The following is a 17,113-nucleotide window of genomic DNA, read 5'->3' on the forward strand; positions in this document are numbered from 1 at the left end:
TGCAGGACATGACCTCTTTTGAAAGTGCCCGGACTCTCGCGAACTCGCGTAACCCGGAGTTGAACGCCTTCCTCGAGATCTTCGATGACGCGCGGTATCCGAAAACGTCTGGCCCACTGGCTGGCATGACCGTCGCTATCAAGGATGTGCTCGCGCTCAAGGACGCACGACTGACCTGCGGCTCGAAGTTTCTTGAGCCATTCCATTCGCTCTACACGGCAACGTGTGTTCAGCGACTGGTCGAGAGCGGTGCACAAATTGTCGGCAAGACCAACATGGACGAGTTCGCGATGGGCTCCTCGAACGAAAACTCGGCGTTCGGTCCTGTACGAAATCCGTGGGACACCAGCCGCGTCCCAGGCGGATCGAGCGGCGGCAGCGCGGTCGCGGCGGCGATTGGAGCTTGCGATATTGCGTTCGGTACGGACACAGGTGGCTCCATCCGGCAACCGGCAGCATTCTGCGGCGTTGTTGGTCTGAAGCCAACCTACGGTCGAATTTCGAGGTATGGCCTGACAGCGTTTGCGTCGTCTTTCGATACCGTAGGCACGTTCAGCCGCACGCTTGAAGATGCTGCTCGTGCGCTCGAAGTGATGGCCGGTTACGATGAGATGGATGCAACCAGCGCCAAAATACCTGTTCCGAAATATACTGAGTCGCTGCAGCAGGATGTCAGCGGCCTTCGTATTGGGCTGCCAAAAGAATATTTTGGCGAAGGCATCGAACCGGATGTTCGTCGATTGGTCGAAGAAGCGAAGGGAAAGCTTCAAGCGGCCGGCTGCAAGATTGTTGAAATCTCACTCCCTCACACGAAGTATTGCGTTGCCGATTATTATATCTTGACAACGGCTGAAGCATCGAGCAATCTGGCTCGTTTCGACGGCATTCGATATGGGAAGCGTGCGCAGGGGGTTGCTGCGCTCGAAGAGACCTATCGAACGAGCCGGACCGAAGGCTTTGGACGCGAGGTAAAGCGACGAATTATGCTGGGCACCTACGTACTCTCATCCGGGTATTACGATGCGTACTACAAACGTGCTCAGCGAGTCCGCCGACTCATTCGAGAAGATTTCGACCGCGCATTCGAGCGGTGTGATGCGCTCCTGACCCCCACAACGCCATCAACCGCGTTCAAGCTCGGTGAAAAAGTTAGTGACCCCCTGGCAATGTACTTGAACGATATTTTCACCGTGAGTGCAAATTGTGCCGGAGTCCCGGCGATCAGCGTGCCGGTTGGACTGGACGCCAATAGATTGCCTGTCGGCGCTCAACTCATCGCGAAGCAATTCGACGAAGCGATGCTCTTCCGTCTCTCGAAAGAATTTCACACCCCGCTCATTCCCGGATAAATGTCCTGTCCTGCCAGCGAAGGGTGAAGGCCGTGTCCAGAACGCGATAGATGTCCAGATATTCAGGCATTGGCAGTCGCTCGAGATGAAGCTGGCTATTCACCTGCGCGAAATCGGGACGATCGTGCCGCAGCAGCAGGAGCACCGGGCCATATGCATGAAACCGGATGATTGCGTTTTCGAGATTCTCGCGATGTAAGTTTTGCGAGATGCCAACGGCGAGATGTCCTTCATGTCCCGCTGATTCGATATCGAATGTCGTTGCATCGGGCAGCAAAACATAGCACCAACGAGCCCACCATGATGCGAGGATAACGGCTGAAGCGCGCCCGGCGCCACTTGCTTCGAGTGCTCGAAGCGTGGTCTGGTTCAGACTATCGACCGCGCGAATCCCCGAGATGTTGGTATATTCAAACGCTCGATTGGCCAGCGTGCCCAATTGCTTGCCGGATTCTTCGAAGCGGTGCAGCGCACCATGAATAAAAGAATTGCGTGTGTTTTCGTTATTATACCGGCTCTGCTCAGTGCCGGGCCACGACACAAAGAACCAGAGACAATTGACTGCCGCCAGTCCGACAGTGATCCATGCGGCATTCCGAGTAATGATCGGCCGCGTGAGACGCATCCTGTTCTCGGGCCGACGCTTCACCCGCTCGGCCAACCAGATCGCGGATTGATCGAGCAAAACCGCTGTAATAAGAATCGCACTCGGCAGCACATTGAGTAAGTATCCCGCCTTCATAAAAAAGACGAACAGATAGAATATCAGCGCGGGCAATGCAATCAGAATGACGTACCAGGCCTTCGCATTTCGTCGATATTGCGAAACGAATTGAGCGATGCGCGTTGGGAATACTAACCCCACCCCCAGCAACCCGACCAACGAGGCACCCATGCCGATCGGCAAGTAAAACAAGACTTTGCCGATGGTATCGAGCGCGCTTTGCCAGGGGTGACCGAAGAGAAGCGATTGCGTCCGGAAGTTGGACTCATGCTGTGCGTAATAGAGATAGGTTGTGAGGCCCCCCGACTCGCGCAGCAATTCGGCAATCCAAATAGCTGAGACGCCCGCAAAGCACGTCAGGGCAAGAATCACATCCCGACGCGAAGGTTTGAGTCCAATCAGCAAAGTAATAATCGCGGGCAGGAAGAAGAGCAGATCGTTCGGGCGCGCGGCGCCGGCAATCGCAAATGCTATCAGAAGAGTAAAGAGTAACGGCCGCTCGTACCAATTGAGAAGCTTAAGCCCGAGGTAGAGCATGGCAGAAGCAAAAAACGCTTCCTCGGCGTAGGCCGATGACACGCAGCCGTGAAACCAGAAGAGCGGTGTTGTAAGCCAGAGTATCGCGGCAATAACGGCCACGCGTTCGCCGCGAACTTGCGCGGCCGCCCGCCAAAGGAAGAGTACTGCACCGACTGAAAGAATGATGCTCAGCCAGACATAAGCTGGATTCGCATTACCCAAGATCCAATAGAGCAGCCGACCCAGCAACACATGCAGAATATAGCCGGGCATATGCGGCGTGACCTCGCCCAAATCGAAGCGCGTCGCTGCAACTGCGAAATTGATTGAGTCGAACTCAAACAGCGTGTGCGCACGAAACGGAAATCGCGTCGCAACAGTGGCAACTGCGAGTAGTGCCCCACCAATGAGCCGTATCGAGCGCTCTCTATTAGCCATGCCGTGTCTCCTTGAGCCGATACACGCTCATCACGGTATCGGCGGAGGATGCGAGCGGCAACCGGACGCGAAACTCGGTCGCCAGAACGAGTGAATCGCTATGCTGCAAGAAGTACGTGGGATTCAGCCGGTTGTAGATCACAAACAGGTTCGCTCCCATCTTGCGGGCGGCACGCCAAACGGAATCCTGATCGTGTTGAACGGGCCATATCGATGGCGTAACAAGGCCAGTTAAGTCGATCACCGGCTTGTCCAGGAAATATCCGATGGCGCCGACATCCTGCACAGCCAACGTATCAGTCGGACGCATATTCTGGCGTAGCCAATCGACCGCCATCAGGTGCTGATCGTTGATGTTGCGGACAGACTCCGCCGAAATTCGCGACCAGCGATATGTCTCAACCAAACTTGCGAATATGATAACCGCCATGACAATGCGATTTGCAGGCGTACTCATTCTCGGCGCAATCACGGCAAGCATCGAAACGGCAACCAGTGGGATGAGCGGCAGCACAGGGAACATGTAGCGTCCGTGATGTCGAAATTGCGGTGCAACGAATGCCTGCGCAAGAGGGAGGCCGATAATAATAATTAGCAGCAACGCAATACGCGCGTCCTTTGCGCATTTCCACACTCCATATCCTGCCAGTGCGAGCAGGATAATGTTATTGGCGATCATGATCTTGAGCACAAACCAGAGATACAGGACATTCGGAACAAGCGATGCATGAGCACCCTGTACCACGCTCGAATGAAACAGCAACGAACCTCGCGTGACGATCGGCAACAGTATCGCCGGCGAGCTGATCGCAACAAACGTTAGGACAACGATGGGAGCGGCCTTCACATTGGGATGCTCTCGAACGGACGCGACGATCCAATCGATTGCGAATACACTGGCTACGAAAATAAATTCTGGTCGCGTCAGTACTCCAAGTCCGAGCCAGATGGCTTCGCGGGCGCGGATACATGCGGTTCGTCTTGACCGCAAGTGTTCCTCGACCGCAAGTAACATGAGCAGTGCAGCCAGCGCAGTCTCCATGCCACTCATGCCGCTCCATGCGATGCGACCCGTGAGAATAGCGAGCGCTCCGGCAAGAATGGACAATTGTTGCTCCAATCCGAACAGATCGCGCGCGGTCCGATAGATCCCGATCGGAATGATCGCAAAGCAAATCATCGAAAGCACGATTGCGACAAGTTCAAGTCGCGATGTAAACAGTCCACCGATTGCGATGAGAACAACCCAGAGCGGCGATGTGTCGGCCGTAAGCGGCACGCTGTTCGCGAAACCATAAGGTCCACCACTCAACAGGTTATGCGCGAACTGGCAGTGAATGTATACATCATCAAGCGGCGGGCTGAGCAGCCCGCGCACACCTGCAGTATGCCCATCCAGGAAATACTGCTGAGTACACCCGAAGAGGATGCATACCGCAATTGCCCCGAGCGCGAGCATGGCTTCAACCCGATATATCTTCGCAATGCGCGTGAGCGTACTCACAACTCACTTCAGGTAGATAATCGCAATCATGGCGATTGCATAAGCCCCAAAGTTGACAATCATCGGAATGTCCGACAGCACTACTTCGGTTGGGCTTTCACCGAGATTCTTCTTGTGGAGAAGATAGAGATATCGGAATATCCCATAGAGCACAAAAGGCGTTGTGAAGATGAGGTTTTCGGTGCCGAACATCTTCACCGTTCGCTCAGAGACGGTATACAGGGCATAACTAAAGATAAACCCGGCGGCACAAATCGTCGTCATCTGCTCGACAAAATCGACAGAATAATGATGCAGGACTTTCCGCGTATGATATTTCGCTTTATCCTCCGGACTCGCGGTACCGATCGCCACCAACTCCCCGCGGCGTTTCGCGAAGCCGAGGAAGAGTGAGAGAAACATCGTAGTCAGAATGAGCCACGAACTACGGGGCACATCAATGACGAGCGCGCCGCCGATCACCCGAAGCATGAATCCAATCGCAATCACGAAGACATCGATGAGGACGAGATTCTTCAGAAAGTAGGTGTATGCCAGATTTTGGAGCAGGTAGGCCGCCAGACAAAGAATGAATGTCCACGGCAGGTTCGCGGTAAGCACGATGGCCGCGATGAGCGGAATGCTTGCGAGAACGACAGCCTGGAACAGGGAGACCTGTCCCGACGCAATCGGCCGGAATCGCTTTTTAGGATGCAGCCGGTCGTGCTCCCGATCCGCAATATCGTTAACGATGTAAATGAAACTGGCCGTCATGCTGAACGCCAGGAATGCTCGAACAGAAAGTAAGAAATAAGCCGGATCGAGCAAATGCTGCGAAAACACAAGCGCAGCGAAGACGAAGAGATTCTTCGTCCATTGCAGGGGACGGAACAGGCGGAGTATCGTTCTGAGGTTCGTCACGGTGTCGAAGTATTTCGACGACTAACACTGCTTCGGACTAGACCTATTCCCCCGGCAACGAGAAGTGCCCCGACGGTTAGACCGGAAATCCAGAGTCCAGCCTGTTCTAGCGGTGTTCGCTCCAGGCGCCAAAATAGCCGGGAGGGCTGGGCTGGTATCGCAGCGCGCGCGCGGCCCACCGAGTCTGGCCAGGTCCTGATTTCCGAATCGTTCGCATAGAGATGCCAGGCGGGCCAGTAGAAACGATGATAGGTCACGGTGTCTCCGCCCGGCGAACGCGCGCGCGAGTCCTCGGCCGGAAGTGGGTCTTGGGGTGCAGCTGGTACGACGCTCGTTAGAAAGTTGAGACTCGCTGCTTTGGGGAGATACTCAGGTGTGTCGCCAGTTCGACCCGGATCATGCCGATAGAAGTGGGCGTCTGTCAGAATCAACGCAAGCGGTAGAAGGGCTCCGAAGCACCATAGCGCTGTTATGAACGTAGCAGACGTACGCAATACTTTTGAATGCATCGTACCGGTTACTACTGCTGCGAAGAGCAAAAAGTATATATAGTTGCGCCATGTGCCTTGCGCAATGAGTGAGACCGCGCTCCAAATTGGCTCACTCACGATGGGTGTGTCAAGAAATGCGAAGCACGCGATGATGACCAGACCGCCGCGCAGCACATTCCTTTCCGTCGGCGTGAGTGTTTGACGGGTCCGAGGCCGAAAATAAACGACCGCCAGAATTGCCGCTGAGAGATACAACAAAGCGTAGTGATAAAATGCGGGCAGCATCCTGCCATGAAGTACATCGAGAATGAGATAGTCAGGAATCCGCGTCAGGATCGCAAGTTGTATATCATTCTTGTATGTCGCGATCGAGATCAGTTGATATGCCGTCAGCCCCAGACAGAGTGCAACTGCGGCGGCAATTCTTCGCAATACGATCGGAGTCAGTTGTTCGCGTTCTGCAATGGCCACCAAGGGCAGGAGTGCGAGCGTGCCAACAGTCAGCGGAATACTGCTCAAGAACATCAGCGCCGCGGAAACTCCGGTCAGAATCACCCCCGAACGACCATTCTCGCGTGAAATAATCAGGTATAGCCCACACCACAGGAGCGGCAAAAACACATAACTCAAATGAGCAGGAAGTGAAGTACGCGAATATAACTCGGCAATGCGAAACGGGGCAAATGCGTAAAGGCTGGATCCTATCAGGGCTTGATAGCGTGGGGCGCCAACGGTCCTCAACAAAAACCAAGTCGTACCGAAGCTAGCTATGGTTAGGAGTAGCCCGGTCATCTGCATGATCATGTATGGCTCGCCTATCTGCAAGACCACCTTGACGAGATTGCTGGCATAGAAGTAGACTGGCGGATAAAAATAGAACGCTGGTGAACCATAACCCCGAAACCCACTTGGCACCCATCGTGGGACGAGCACACCCTGGGACAGCATTTCTCCAAACCGAGTGGTCCAATACATATGAGTGGGGCCATCGGTCCCGTATGTGTGTGCGACGAACGGGGCCACAAGCTGCAGCAGGACCACAATCGCAAGGACCACTTCCAACCACCGTGGAAGTCGGAACGCGGAGGCATTCCCGGCCTCTGTGCCATGGCCAGTGCCCCAAAGGTTCACACGCGTCTTCATCTGTATGCGATCATGCAAAGAACGTAAAGTGCTAAGCGGCAGAGCATCTATGTGGCCGACGAATTTTGCTTAAACCACCCACGAAAAAGACCGATTACCAGTGTGGCCAACATTCCACCAAACGCTAGCTCCGAAATCCACCTCCCGGCCCACTCCAAAGGTGATTGTTCCAAGTGCCAGATCGCCGAGTAATGTCCCGCTTCTAAAGTTGTAGTCGCTCGACCAAGTCCATCAGGATAGGATTGAACTGTGTGCCCGTTCACCGTGAGATGCCAGGCAGGCCAATAGAACCGATGGAACGTAACTTGGCGATTCGCCGCGAGTTGAACGTCATATTCATCCGAAGTCATTGTCCCTCGAATTGACACAATGTGATCCGATGGTTTGGTCTCGTGCGAGGAACTCAGAATGATCGGGGCGCTGGCCGGCAACAGGCTATCGAGCGCCGCTTGATTGCTCAACGTGTAGGCGGGTGCGTATTCCATCTGGTCGGTCAACGGATCATTGTGGTGAGGAAACAGATGCAAATTGAAAACGATCATCATGGCTGGCAGAATCGCGGAGACCCCGAAGATCAAGACAATCACATTCGAAGCTGCGACCAGTTTTCGCGTTTTCGCGAGTGCGACGAACATGGCAATGAACAGCAGCAATAGAATGAAGAATCGCCAACTCCCCTGGATTAGGGCAAGATAGGGCACAGATCCCCAGAGAAACGAGCGGACGATGGGAAGCTCAAGCAACACCACAACCACGGTGATTGCGAGTCCGGACCTGAGCACCGCTCGTTCGACTGCTGAATATCCGAGCCAGGCTCGAGCCGGCAGAGCAGCGAGTATAGCGGTTGCGATACCCGCAACAATAATCCCGACATGAAAGAGCGTGGGCAGATTTTGCAGATGAAGCAGATCGTCAATAATAAATTCGCGTTTTGCCGTGAGCGTGGCAAGTTGGGCAAATCGCTGATATGTAACTACCGAACATAGGTACCACAACGAAAGCAACAGACTCACCAAGCCAGCACCCACCAGCAAAAGCAGCCCGCGAGCATTGATCTCCCGATGTAGGGCAATCATTACTGCCACGATTGCGATGCCGATCAATAGCGTAAGCGGAATGCTGGTTAGCACGAGTAATGCTCCAATGATTGCCGTCAGGAGCACGCCACGAATCCGAGTATTCGGATTTGTGGAAAACAGTTTGATAATGCCGGCCGCAATCAACGGTACAAACACATAGCCGATATGAGAGGAAAGAGATGAGCGAGAGTATAGCTCTGCAATGCGAAACGGTCCGAAGGCATATAAGAAGCTGCCGAACATCAATGGCCAACCTCGCGCGCCCAGCATCGCGAACAGGTACCATGCAGAGGCAAAACTGGCAACGGTGCCAATCAAACCCGCAAATTGAAAAAGCGTGTACGGATTTGTGATTCCGGTCAGGGTTTGAAGCGATGCCGTCAGATAAAAGGCAAGTGGCGGATAAAAATAAAATGCTGGCGAGCCAAAGCCATGAAATCCTTCCGGTACCCATCGCGGAATCCACACTCCGCGGGCGATCATGCTATTGAATTGACGCTCCAGATTCAGCTGTCCAGGGCCATCCACGCCGACCGATTGCACCACGAATGGAGCGACCAACTCCAATCCGACCACGAAGATCAGGAGGCCAAGCAATACCTTGAAAGATCGGGGCTGTGCTTTCATGTTAGTTCATCTCACTGCTTTCGGGATTTGCGCCTTTGAACCAGACTTCCTCCTGCTGCAATGGCAACGCCCAAAAAAGTCAACGAGGACACCCAGATGCCGGCTCGTTCCAGCGGCGATCTTTGGAGTTGCCAGGAGAGTTGATAATGCCCGGCAGGCAATAACACTTTTGCCCGGCCGAGCGAGTCGAACGTGGACCGAATCTCCCGATCGTTCATATAGAGATGCCACTGGGGCCAGTAAAATTGATGAAATGTCGCCACGACGGGCTGACGAAGACTCGCGTCATACTGTTCGAGAACAGGACGCCATTCCCGACTAATTACTGTGTCACCAGGAGCGAAGTCTGCGAGTATCATCGGATCCTGCTGGTGATCCCGAAGCAGATGCAAGTCGCCTTCGCGTACTGTATAGGCTGGGAGATACTCCGTCGGATCATGGAGCGGCGCATCGAGATGTGAAAAGAGATGGACGTTGAACAATATTAGCAGTGCCGGAAAAAGAGCGCCAATGGTCCATACCCATACGATCGCGCTCGAAGCTCGAAGCAAATTCGGTGACCGAGCAATGCCAATGATGACTGCCGCAAAAAGAACGAGTTGAATGTAGTATCGTTCGGCGCCAACCGTGAGTTCTAAAATGAGAATGTGATACCAAACGGTCCAACTCAGGAATGGCGTTTCCAGGAATATCATTACGAGTGTAAACACTATTCCCAGCCGCATCGTAGTTCGCTCTGCAACCGCGATGGGGCTACTGGATTCTCGCCGCGCCCTCCAAAATGCAATAGCCGCGATGAGAACAGCAAGGTATATTAATCCTTCATGATACGCCGTTGGAAGGTTGCCAAACTGAAGGAGATCGTTGATGAGATATTCCGGGACCCCCCGTATGGATTTCAATTGCGTCTGCGGTTGGGCTGCAAGAACGGAAGAGAAATGAAATGCAGCGAGTCCTGCTGCGATCACGACTGCCAGTGCAACATGTGCCGCACGTTGCCTTGTCCACAGTCTCCAACACACGATTGCCGCAAGGCCGATGGAACCTGCGGTGATTAGCATTAATGGAACATTGGTTAAGGCAATAAGTGCGGATGAGACTCCCAGCAACAGGATGCCCTTCATGCGGCGTGCCGATTCGCCATTCACAATCAAAACAAGGCCCGCCCAAACGAGGGGCAGAAAGACATAGCCAACGTGGCATGTAATAGAAGAGCGGGAGTATAATTCCGCGAGGCGATATGGCGCAAAGGTATAGATTATGGCGCCAATATTCATTTGGTAGCCTCGCGAGCCGAGAATCTTCAGAAGGACCCGAGCCGTGAAGAAGCTCCCGATCGTTGCCAGAAAACTTGCCGCGTGAAATAAAGAATACGGATCAGTTAGACCAGTAATAACTCGAACGAGGGCGCACAAGTAGAAGGCAACCGGTGGATAAAAGTAAAAACTCGGCACGCCAAATCCATAGAATCCGTCTGGCGCCCATCTGGGCAAGAGTACGCCATGTGCAACAAGTCTGGAATACTGACCAACCAGTAGTATCAGTTCCGACGCATCGAGGCCTGCTGTTCGTTTGAAGAGCGGCAGCACGAGTTCGATCAATACAACGAGGCCAAGGAGGACCTCCAGGCTTCGAGGAAGCCGGAATTTCTTCACGTGATTAGGCAATCAAAATACGATCGCCTCCTGATACTCTCCGAACGGCACCTTCAGTGTGTTGATCATCTCGCCAAGCGTGACGTAGTTTCGTGCGGCGCGGACGAGCACCGGCATCAGGTTCGTGTGTCCGAATCCGGCGGCGCGAATCTCTTCGATCGACTCGTTGACGTCCGCTTGCGAGCGGTTCGCTTTCAGTTCGGCGAGTTTGCGCTTCTGATCGATCTCGACCTGAGGAGAAATCTGCAGGATCGGAATGTCGATCTTCTCATTGAGTTCGACAAACTCGTTCACGCCGACAATATACTTCTCTTTCCGGTCGAGTTCGAGTTGATAGCGATAGGCCGCGTCCGCAATCTCGCGCTGGAAGAATCCAGCTTCGATCGCCGGAATCACGCCGCCCAGGGCGTCGATCTGATCGAAGTACACATTCGCCTCGCGCTCTAACCGGTCCGTTTCGGATTCGATAAAGTACGAGCCGCCAAGCGGATCGACCGTATTGATGACGCCAGTCTCGTAGGCAATGATTTGCTGCGTGCGGAGCGCGATCTTCACGGCCTTCTCGCTCGGCAGCGCCAGCGTTTCGTCCATCGAGTTCGTGTGCAGCGATTGCGTGCCACCGAGCACGCCCGCCAGCGCTTCGAATGCCGTGCGGACGATATTATTCTCCGGCTGCTGTGCTGTGAGGGAGCAACCAGCGGTCTGCGTGTGGAAGCGAAGCGAAAGCGAGCGTGCCGACTTTGCGCCGTATTTATCCTTCATGCGGCGCGCCCAAATACGGCGTGCAGCGCGGAGCTTCGCGATCTCTTCGAAAAAGTCGATGTGCGAATTGAAAAAGAACGAAATGCGCGGCGTAAATGCATCGATGTCCATCCCGCGCGCCAGGCAATGCTCGACATACGAAAATCCATCAGCGAGCGTGAAGGCCAGCTCTTGCGCTGCGGTCGAACCGGCTTCGCGGATGTGATAGCCCGAGACCGAGACCGGGTTCCACTGCGGGACCTCGTTCGTGCAGTACTCGATCATGTCCGTGATGATCCGCATCGAAGGCTCCGGCGGATAGATAAACTCCTTTTGAGCGATGTACTCTTTCAGGATGTCGTTTTGCAGTGTGCCGCGCAGGCGGTCGAACGCCACGCCCTGCTTCTCGGCAACGCAAAGATAGAACGCGAAGACCATCGCTGCGGGCGAGTTGATCGTCATCGAGGTCGAGACTTTGTCCAGCGGGATGCCGGCGAAGAGCGTCTCCATGTCTTTGAGTGAGGAGATCGCGACGCCGCAAATCCCGACCTCGCCTTCCGACCATGCATCGTCCGCATCGCGGCCCATGAGCGTCGGCAGATCGAATGCCGTCGAGAGTCCCGTCTGTCCGTGCGCGAGCAAATACTTGAATCGCTCGTTGGTGTCCTCGGGCGTGCCGAATCCGGCGAACTGCCGCATCGTCCACAGCTTGCCTCGATACCCGTTCGGATGAATCCCGCGCGTGTACGGGAATTGTCCGGGGAAACCGACATTCTCGACAAAGTCGTCTGGACTTTGTAGGGATGTGCCGCGCACGTCCTCCCCTGCTCCGGTGGGTGAATAGAGCATCTCCACTGGCTTGCCCGAGAGCGTGGTGTACTTCATCCCGGTCGTCGTCCCGGCTTCCGCGCGCGCCTTCCACAATAGATAAGCCTGCTGGTATTCCTCGCTCTGCTCGAATGATGTGGGAAGGCTACCATTGGCGGCGACACCATTGGTACTCATCTTGCCATTTTTACTGCCGTTTTGCATGGTTTCTCGGATATTCTGGGTCAACGATGACGCGGCGGATTTCGTCCCCAGGGGGCGGAGGCCAGATCACACGCTGTGTTTTGTTCCGGGGTCGTTCGGCAAAGCCTAATCTGCGCGGCACGCGGAGCTTGCGATTGCTTATTTCGCACAAGATAATGCATGTGCCACACCTGCGACCCCGGCCCCGGAATTGACCGACCTCAAGGCAGATATTCAAACGGCCCGTCAAGTTCTCGCTGCGTTTCATCTGGGCGGGGTGTGATAGGAGCGCAAAGACTTCGATTCCATGCGTGGCACGCCATTCGGTATGTCAGCGTGCGGATGGCTCGCGCTGATGATCTACCTCGTACTTCTGCTCTTCATCGCAATCCTTTGCTTTCTGTTGCTGACACCGGTGGCACTCGAGCTCGATAGCGCACGGGGAGTGTGCAGGCTTTCGTATCGAGGCGTCGCATCGTGCGATGCGTTCTTTCAGGATCGGCGGCTCCTCCTGGGGCTCTGCGTCCTCGGATGGCGGAAGACGATCGACCCGTTCGAGAGAAAGCAGAAGCAAGCGACCCAGAAGCAAGCAGCCCGCAAGCGACACATCTCTTTCGCGAAGGCAAAGAGGAAAGGCATGGCCGTGATGCGCACGTTCGTGGTGAGGGATTTCTACTTGAATCTCGATACCGACGACTACGTCACGAATGCCTGGCTCTTTCCATTGGCAGTGTGGCTCTCGAACGAAGACCGGCTCTTTCGAATCAATTTTGACGGCGCGACCGAGTTCCGAATCCGCGTTGAAGATCGGATCGGAAAAATACTCTTGGCGCTCATGGCATAAACAATCTCATCTATCACAAAACTTACACAACCAACATGAATGCACAATTTGACACGGTCATCTCGAAAGTGACCGACTTCCTGAAGAGTGAAGCAAAAACGGAGACCGTCATCGGAGATCAATTCCAGCTTGGCGAGTTCACCTGCGTGCCGGTCATCCGTGTGGGACTCGGGTTCGGATTCGGCGGCGGAGAAGGCGAAGGCGACGCACCGAAAAACGGCAAGGGTAAGGGCGAGGGCTCCGGAGCCGGAGCGGGGACGGGAATCGAACCGATCGGATTCCTCGTCACGCGAGGGGACATGATCAACTTCGTATCGACAAAGTCGAACAAAGGGTTGAACGCATTGCTGGAGAAAGCCCCCGATATTCTCTCCGAATATCTCAAGAAGGACGGGAAGGTCCCCGCCTCATCGAATTAAGTGATCGGCAGAGGTCGCGCACGTCGCGCGCGACCTCTAGCTAAAAACGATTTTCAAAAATTCATTGAAAATTTGCGATGCCGGGAGTGTCAAACCTTGTTGTATAGGGTGGAAGGGGTTCACTTCGCGAATCCATGACTTCGACGCTCACTGTAATCCAAAGAATCAATGGATGGAAAGAACCCCAAGGTCGATTTTTTCCTCAAGAATGCCAAAACGTGGCAGAAAGAGTATGAGAAGCTGAGAACGATCGTTCTTGACTGTGGGCTGACCGAAGAGTTGAAGTGGGGCCAACCTTGCTACACGATTGACGGGAGAAACATCGTCCTGATCCATGGATTTAAGGAATACTGTGCGCTTCTCTTCATGAAAGGTGCCTTGTTGGATGATCCGGAGGCAATTCTCATCCAGCAAACGAAAAATGTGCAGGCCGCACGCCAGATTCGGTTTACCCACCTTCGAGAAATTATCGAGTTGGAGCCTATCTTAAAAGCCTATATCCGCCAAGCCATAGAAGTGGAAAAGGCCGGATTGAAAGTGAAGCATAAGGAGACTTCTGAATACGCTGTTCCTGAAGAATTTCAAAGCAGGTTAGATGCAAGCCCAAACCTGAAGACCGCTTTTGAGGCACTTACACCGGGACGGGAACGAGGATACCTTTACTACTTCTCCACAGCCAAACAATCCAAAACTCGAGAGGCACGGGTTGAGAAATACATACCGAAAATACTTAAAGGAAAAGGATTCGACGACTGAATCGGGATGACGCCGATGGTTACCGATCACGCTGAGCGATCTACTCCTGCGCAATCACCCACCCTTCGGCAAGTTCTTTTTCGACCACTCCATCAATGAACCGGCTCGGTTTCGAGAGGACGATCCCTGATTCGCGATCGTAGAGATTGGTCGGATACGTGATGATGAGATGCTCCTTCGCGCGCGTGGCGGCGACGTACATAAGGCGGCGCTCTTCCTCCAAATCTTCCTGATCGCGCGCGGCGTGGACCGATGGGAAGCGGCCATCGAGGCAATTCGTGATAATAACTGCGTTCCACTCGAGGCCCTTCGCAGAGTGGATCGTGCTAAGTGTCAGGATTTCGTTGTCCTTCGTGGTCTCTTCGATGTCCGTGAGCGATTCGCTTGGCGGATCGAGCGAGAGATCGCTGAGAAGCGAAGTCAGTGAGCGATAGCGTTCCGTAATAAGCTGAAACGTCTCGATGTCCTTCTCGCGCTTCTGGTAATCATCGTATTTTCGGCGCAGAATGGGCTTATAGTACTCGATCAGATGCTCGACTTTTTCGGGCGGCGTCATGCGTTCGCTGGCAACAAACTTCAGAGCGCCGAACAAATCCTGAATTGCGGACGATACTTTCGGCGCCGGACTCGATGGCGAAGCAGCCTCTTCGCTATCAATATCGGAAGTACGAAATCCAAAACCAGAATCGACAATTTGATTGACGATGCGCTCCGCGGTTTTTGGACCGACACCATCATGAAGCAGTAAAATCCGAAACCAGCTTACAGCATCTTTCGGATTTTCAATGACGCGGAGCATCGCGGTGAGGTCCTTGATGTGCGACGTCTCGATAAACTTCATGCCGCCGAATTTTTGGAACGGGATGTTTGCGCGCTGCAGTTCGAGTTCGAGATCGAACGACATATATCCCGACCGAAACAGCACAGCGATGTCGTTCAGGCCCACGCCCATCTCGCGATATTCCAGAATTTTCTCGACGACGTAGAGCGATTGTTGAGCTTCGCTTTCGGCGCAAACGACCTGCGGCATCTCGCCGCGCACCGAGCGGGTGAAGAGCGTCTTCTCATATCGCCGGGCCGCAAGCGAGATGATGTGATTCGTCATCGTAAGGATCGGCTGCGTCGAGCGATAATTCTCTTCGAGCGGAATGATCTTCGCGCCCGGATACTCTTTCGGAAAATCGAAAATGTTCTCGACTTCCGCGCCACGGAACCGATAGATGGACTGTGCATCATCGCCAACGACCATCACATTCGCGCGAGATGAATCATCACCAGAGAGTAACTGCACAATGCGGGCTTGCAGACGATTGACGTCCTGATACTCATCGACCATGATGTATCGATATTTCTGCGCGACCGAACGGCGGATCTTCTCGTCGGTCTCCAACAGGAGCACGAGGTTCGTCAGCAGATCGTCGTAGTCCATCGCGTTCGCCTTGCGCTTGTAGGCATGATACGCGCCATGCAGGCGAAGGATATCGCCCAGATCCTCGCGGAAATGCGGGAAATCATTCTCGACAACTTCCTCGACCGACATTAGGCGATTAACGGCAAGCGAGAACATCGCGCCAAGCGTTGTCTTCTTCGGGAAGCGACGGCGCGCTGTCGCAACGCCCATCTGTGAGCGAAGCAGATTAATCACATCGTGCGAATCGCCGGCATCGAGAATCGAAAAATTATTGGAGAATCCGATAACGGCGGCATACTTGCGGAGCGTGAGATTCGCAAACGAGTGGAATGTGCCACCGGCAACGTTTTCGGCAGCGCGATCATGCAGCAGTGCCGATGCACGCCGAAGCATCTCCTGCGAGGCGCGGCGGGTGAATGTCAGCAGTAAGATCGACTTGGGATCGACCCCCTGCTCGACCAAGCGTGCGACGCGATAGGTCAGCGTGCGTGTCTTGCCAGTACCGGCGCCAGCAATGACAAGAGCAGGACCATCCTTGTGTTTAACGGCCTCGAATTGTGCCGGATTCAGCTCCTGCTCGTAACGGACTTTGAAGCGCGATTCATCAATTTGGGCGAGATCGGCCGCTCGCTTGAGCACGAAGCGCTTCGGAGCAACCGTTAATCCCTCGTTGATGGGCACCTGTTCGGACATAAAAGGACAACCGTGACAGCACGCGATTAGTTAAGCTATGCACTACGGTTCTCAAGGGTATGGATTTGTGACCTTGCAATCAATCCGTTTCAGACGTATATTGAGACATGAACAGATACGCTTGGGTACTACTTTGGGTGCCATCCATGATAGCGGTTCCATGCTTTGGACAATTCCATAATTACAATGTCTTCATCGACCACCAATTCGTGGATTCCGTTACGCTGGGAGATAGAGCGCTAATCGCACGCATTGGATTATACTCGGACTTGTGGTTTTGTCCTAGCATTTCCATCACTCATGGCTATTATCCTGATGACGGTCGCTTCGATCTTGTCAATTCTTCAAAGCCGGCTGATCCGTCGGCCCGATATTTTGACCTCTACTTTGCGCCACAACGATTAGGACCTGACTCCACCACCGTGGGTATTGATATGCACTTGGGTGGTGTTCGCACATGTGGCGGAGATCGTGTCGGCGGGACCAAAATTGGTGGTACGGGTATTCTGCCACTTAATGAAGTGAGCAGTGATCCAAAAGTAAAGGTGGTTGAATTGACCCCTGATCCGTTTATTGCTGGCATACACGTTCTTTGTTCACTGACAACGTCTAGCCCCGTAAGTATCTCATTGTTCGATATCGGCGGACGGCAGGTCAGAGCCGTTCGACGCGATTGCGGCGAAGGCACGAACACGTTTGATCTGGATGTCACATCTCTTCCGGCGGGATTTTATTGGTATATCGTACAAGGCGACAACTGGATTCGAGGCGGAAAAGTGATGAAGCTTTCTCAATAGACTGAGCCACTC

General features: G+C 53.9%; 13 protein-coding genes. 5 read left to right on the forward strand and 8 right to left on the reverse strand.

The features are described from left to right. The first annotated feature begins 8 nt into the window (after window positions 1–8). A complete protein-coding gene (gatA, locus tag Q8902_12080; GenBank protein MDP4200293.1) occupies window positions 9–1,349 on the forward strand; it encodes an Asp-tRNA(Asn)/Glu-tRNA(Gln) amidotransferase subunit GatA in 1,341 nt (446 codons plus the stop codon). Here gatA and Q8902_12085 read toward each other — a convergent pair. Genes Q8902_12085 through Q8902_12115 form a run of 7 tightly spaced genes read right to left on the reverse strand, consistent with a single transcriptional unit; the run spans window position 1,336 to window position 12,055 of the window. Then, a complete protein-coding gene (locus tag Q8902_12085) occupies window positions 1,336–3,030 on the reverse strand; it encodes a hypothetical protein (GenBank protein MDP4200294.1) in 1,695 nt (564 codons plus the stop codon). The genes gatA and Q8902_12085 overlap by 14 nt on opposite strands. Continuing rightward, entirely contained in the window at window positions 3,023–4,534 is a 1,512-nt protein-coding gene (locus Q8902_12090; protein MDP4200295.1) for a glycosyltransferase family 39 protein, read from the reverse strand. The genes Q8902_12085 and Q8902_12090 overlap by 8 nt, the downstream gene beginning before the upstream one ends. 3 nt (window positions 4,535–4,537) lie before the next feature. Then, on the reverse strand, window positions 4,538–5,434 hold the full coding sequence (locus Q8902_12095; protein ID MDP4200296.1) for a decaprenyl-phosphate phosphoribosyltransferase: 897 nt from the start codon (window positions 5,432–5,434) through the stop codon (window positions 4,538–4,540). Beyond that, window positions 5,431–7,068, reverse strand: a complete 1,638-nt coding sequence (locus tag Q8902_12100; GenBank protein ID MDP4200297.1) for a hypothetical protein — start codon at window positions 7,066–7,068, stop codon at window positions 5,431–5,433. The genes Q8902_12095 and Q8902_12100 overlap by 4 nt, the downstream gene beginning before the upstream one ends. Before the next feature lie 47 nt (window positions 7,069–7,115). Beyond that, on the reverse strand, window positions 7,116–8,774 hold the full coding sequence (locus Q8902_12105) for a hypothetical protein (GenBank protein MDP4200298.1): 1,659 nt from the start codon (window positions 8,772–8,774) through the stop codon (window positions 7,116–7,118). A gap of 11 nt (window positions 8,775–8,785) precedes the next feature. Then, window positions 8,786–10,429 carry a hypothetical protein gene (locus tag Q8902_12110; GenBank protein MDP4200299.1) on the reverse strand — a complete coding sequence of 548 codons (1,644 nt, stop codon included), beginning with the start codon at window positions 10,427–10,429 and terminating at the stop codon, window positions 8,786–8,788. A 12-nt stretch (window positions 10,430–10,441) separates the two neighbouring features. Continuing rightward, complete coding sequence (locus Q8902_12115) at window positions 10,442–12,055, reverse strand: methylmalonyl-CoA mutase family protein (GenBank protein MDP4200300.1); 1,614 nt, start codon at window positions 12,053–12,055, stop codon at window positions 10,442–10,444. 433 nt (window positions 12,056–12,488) lie between these two features. Between Q8902_12115 and Q8902_12120 the strand changes: the two genes are divergently transcribed. The 3 genes from Q8902_12120 to Q8902_12130 all read left to right on the forward strand — a co-directional run bounded on the left by Q8902_12120 (window position 12,489) and on the right by Q8902_12130 (window position 14,200). Further along, complete coding sequence (locus Q8902_12120; GenBank protein ID MDP4200301.1) at window positions 12,489–13,025, forward strand: hypothetical protein; 537 nt, start codon at window positions 12,489–12,491, stop codon at window positions 13,023–13,025. Between the two features lie 35 nt (window positions 13,026–13,060). Continuing rightward, complete coding sequence (locus Q8902_12125; protein MDP4200302.1) at window positions 13,061–13,444, forward strand: GerW family sporulation protein; 384 nt, start codon at window positions 13,061–13,063, stop codon at window positions 13,442–13,444. 168 nt (window positions 13,445–13,612) lie between these two features. Then, window positions 13,613–14,200 carry a YdeI family protein gene (locus Q8902_12130; protein ID MDP4200303.1) on the forward strand — a complete coding sequence of 196 codons (588 nt, stop codon included), beginning with the start codon at window positions 13,613–13,615 and terminating at the stop codon, window positions 14,198–14,200. Between the two features lie 40 nt (window positions 14,201–14,240). Here the strand turns inward: Q8902_12130 and Q8902_12135 are convergent, their stop codons facing one another. Then, a complete protein-coding gene (locus Q8902_12135) occupies window positions 14,241–16,304 on the reverse strand; it encodes an ATP-dependent helicase (protein MDP4200304.1) in 2,064 nt (687 codons plus the stop codon). A gap of 107 nt (window positions 16,305–16,411) precedes the next feature. Here Q8902_12135 and Q8902_12140 point away from each other — a divergent pair, with 107 nt between their 5' ends. Next, on the forward strand, window positions 16,412–17,101 hold the full coding sequence (locus Q8902_12140) for a hypothetical protein (protein MDP4200305.1): 690 nt from the start codon (window positions 16,412–16,414) through the stop codon (window positions 17,099–17,101). Window positions 17,102–17,113 lie beyond the last annotated feature (12 nt).

The organism is Bacteroidota bacterium, assembly GCA_030706745.1.
In the GTDB taxonomy this organism is placed as follows: Bacteria; Bacteroidota; Ignavibacteria; order Palsa-1295; family Palsa-1295; genus PALSA-1295.

Excerpts from the sequence above, each read along its gene's own strand:
- Q8902_12135 (MDP4200304.1), bottom strand. The coding sequence starts at position 16,304 with ATGTCCGAACAGGTGCCCATCAACGAGGGATTAACGGTTGCTCCGAAG.
- Q8902_12130 (MDP4200303.1), top strand. The coding sequence starts at position 13,613 with ATGGATGGAAAGAACCCCAAGGTCGATTTTTTCCTCAAGAATGCCAAA.
- gatA (MDP4200293.1), top strand. The coding sequence starts at position 9 with ATGACCTCTTTTGAAAGTGCCCGGACTCTCGCGAACTCGCGTAACCCG.
- Q8902_12085 (MDP4200294.1), bottom strand. The coding sequence starts at position 3,030 with ATGGCTAATAGAGAGCGCTCGATACGGCTCATTGGTGGGGCACTACTC.
- Q8902_12100 (MDP4200297.1), bottom strand. The coding sequence starts at position 7,068 with ATGAAGACGCGTGTGAACCTTTGGGGCACTGGCCATGGCACAGAGGCC.
- Q8902_12105 (MDP4200298.1), bottom strand. The coding sequence starts at position 8,774 with ATGAAAGCACAGCCCCGATCTTTCAAGGTATTGCTTGGCCTCCTGATC.
- Q8902_12120 (MDP4200301.1), top strand. The coding sequence starts at position 12,489 with ATGCGTGGCACGCCATTCGGTATGTCAGCGTGCGGATGGCTCGCGCTG.
- Q8902_12125 (MDP4200302.1), top strand. The coding sequence starts at position 13,061 with ATGAATGCACAATTTGACACGGTCATCTCGAAAGTGACCGACTTCCTG.
- Q8902_12140 (MDP4200305.1), top strand. The coding sequence starts at position 16,412 with ATGAACAGATACGCTTGGGTACTACTTTGGGTGCCATCCATGATAGCG.
- Q8902_12115 (MDP4200300.1), bottom strand. The coding sequence starts at position 12,055 with ATGAAGTACACCACGCTCTCGGGCAAGCCAGTGGAGATGCTCTATTCA.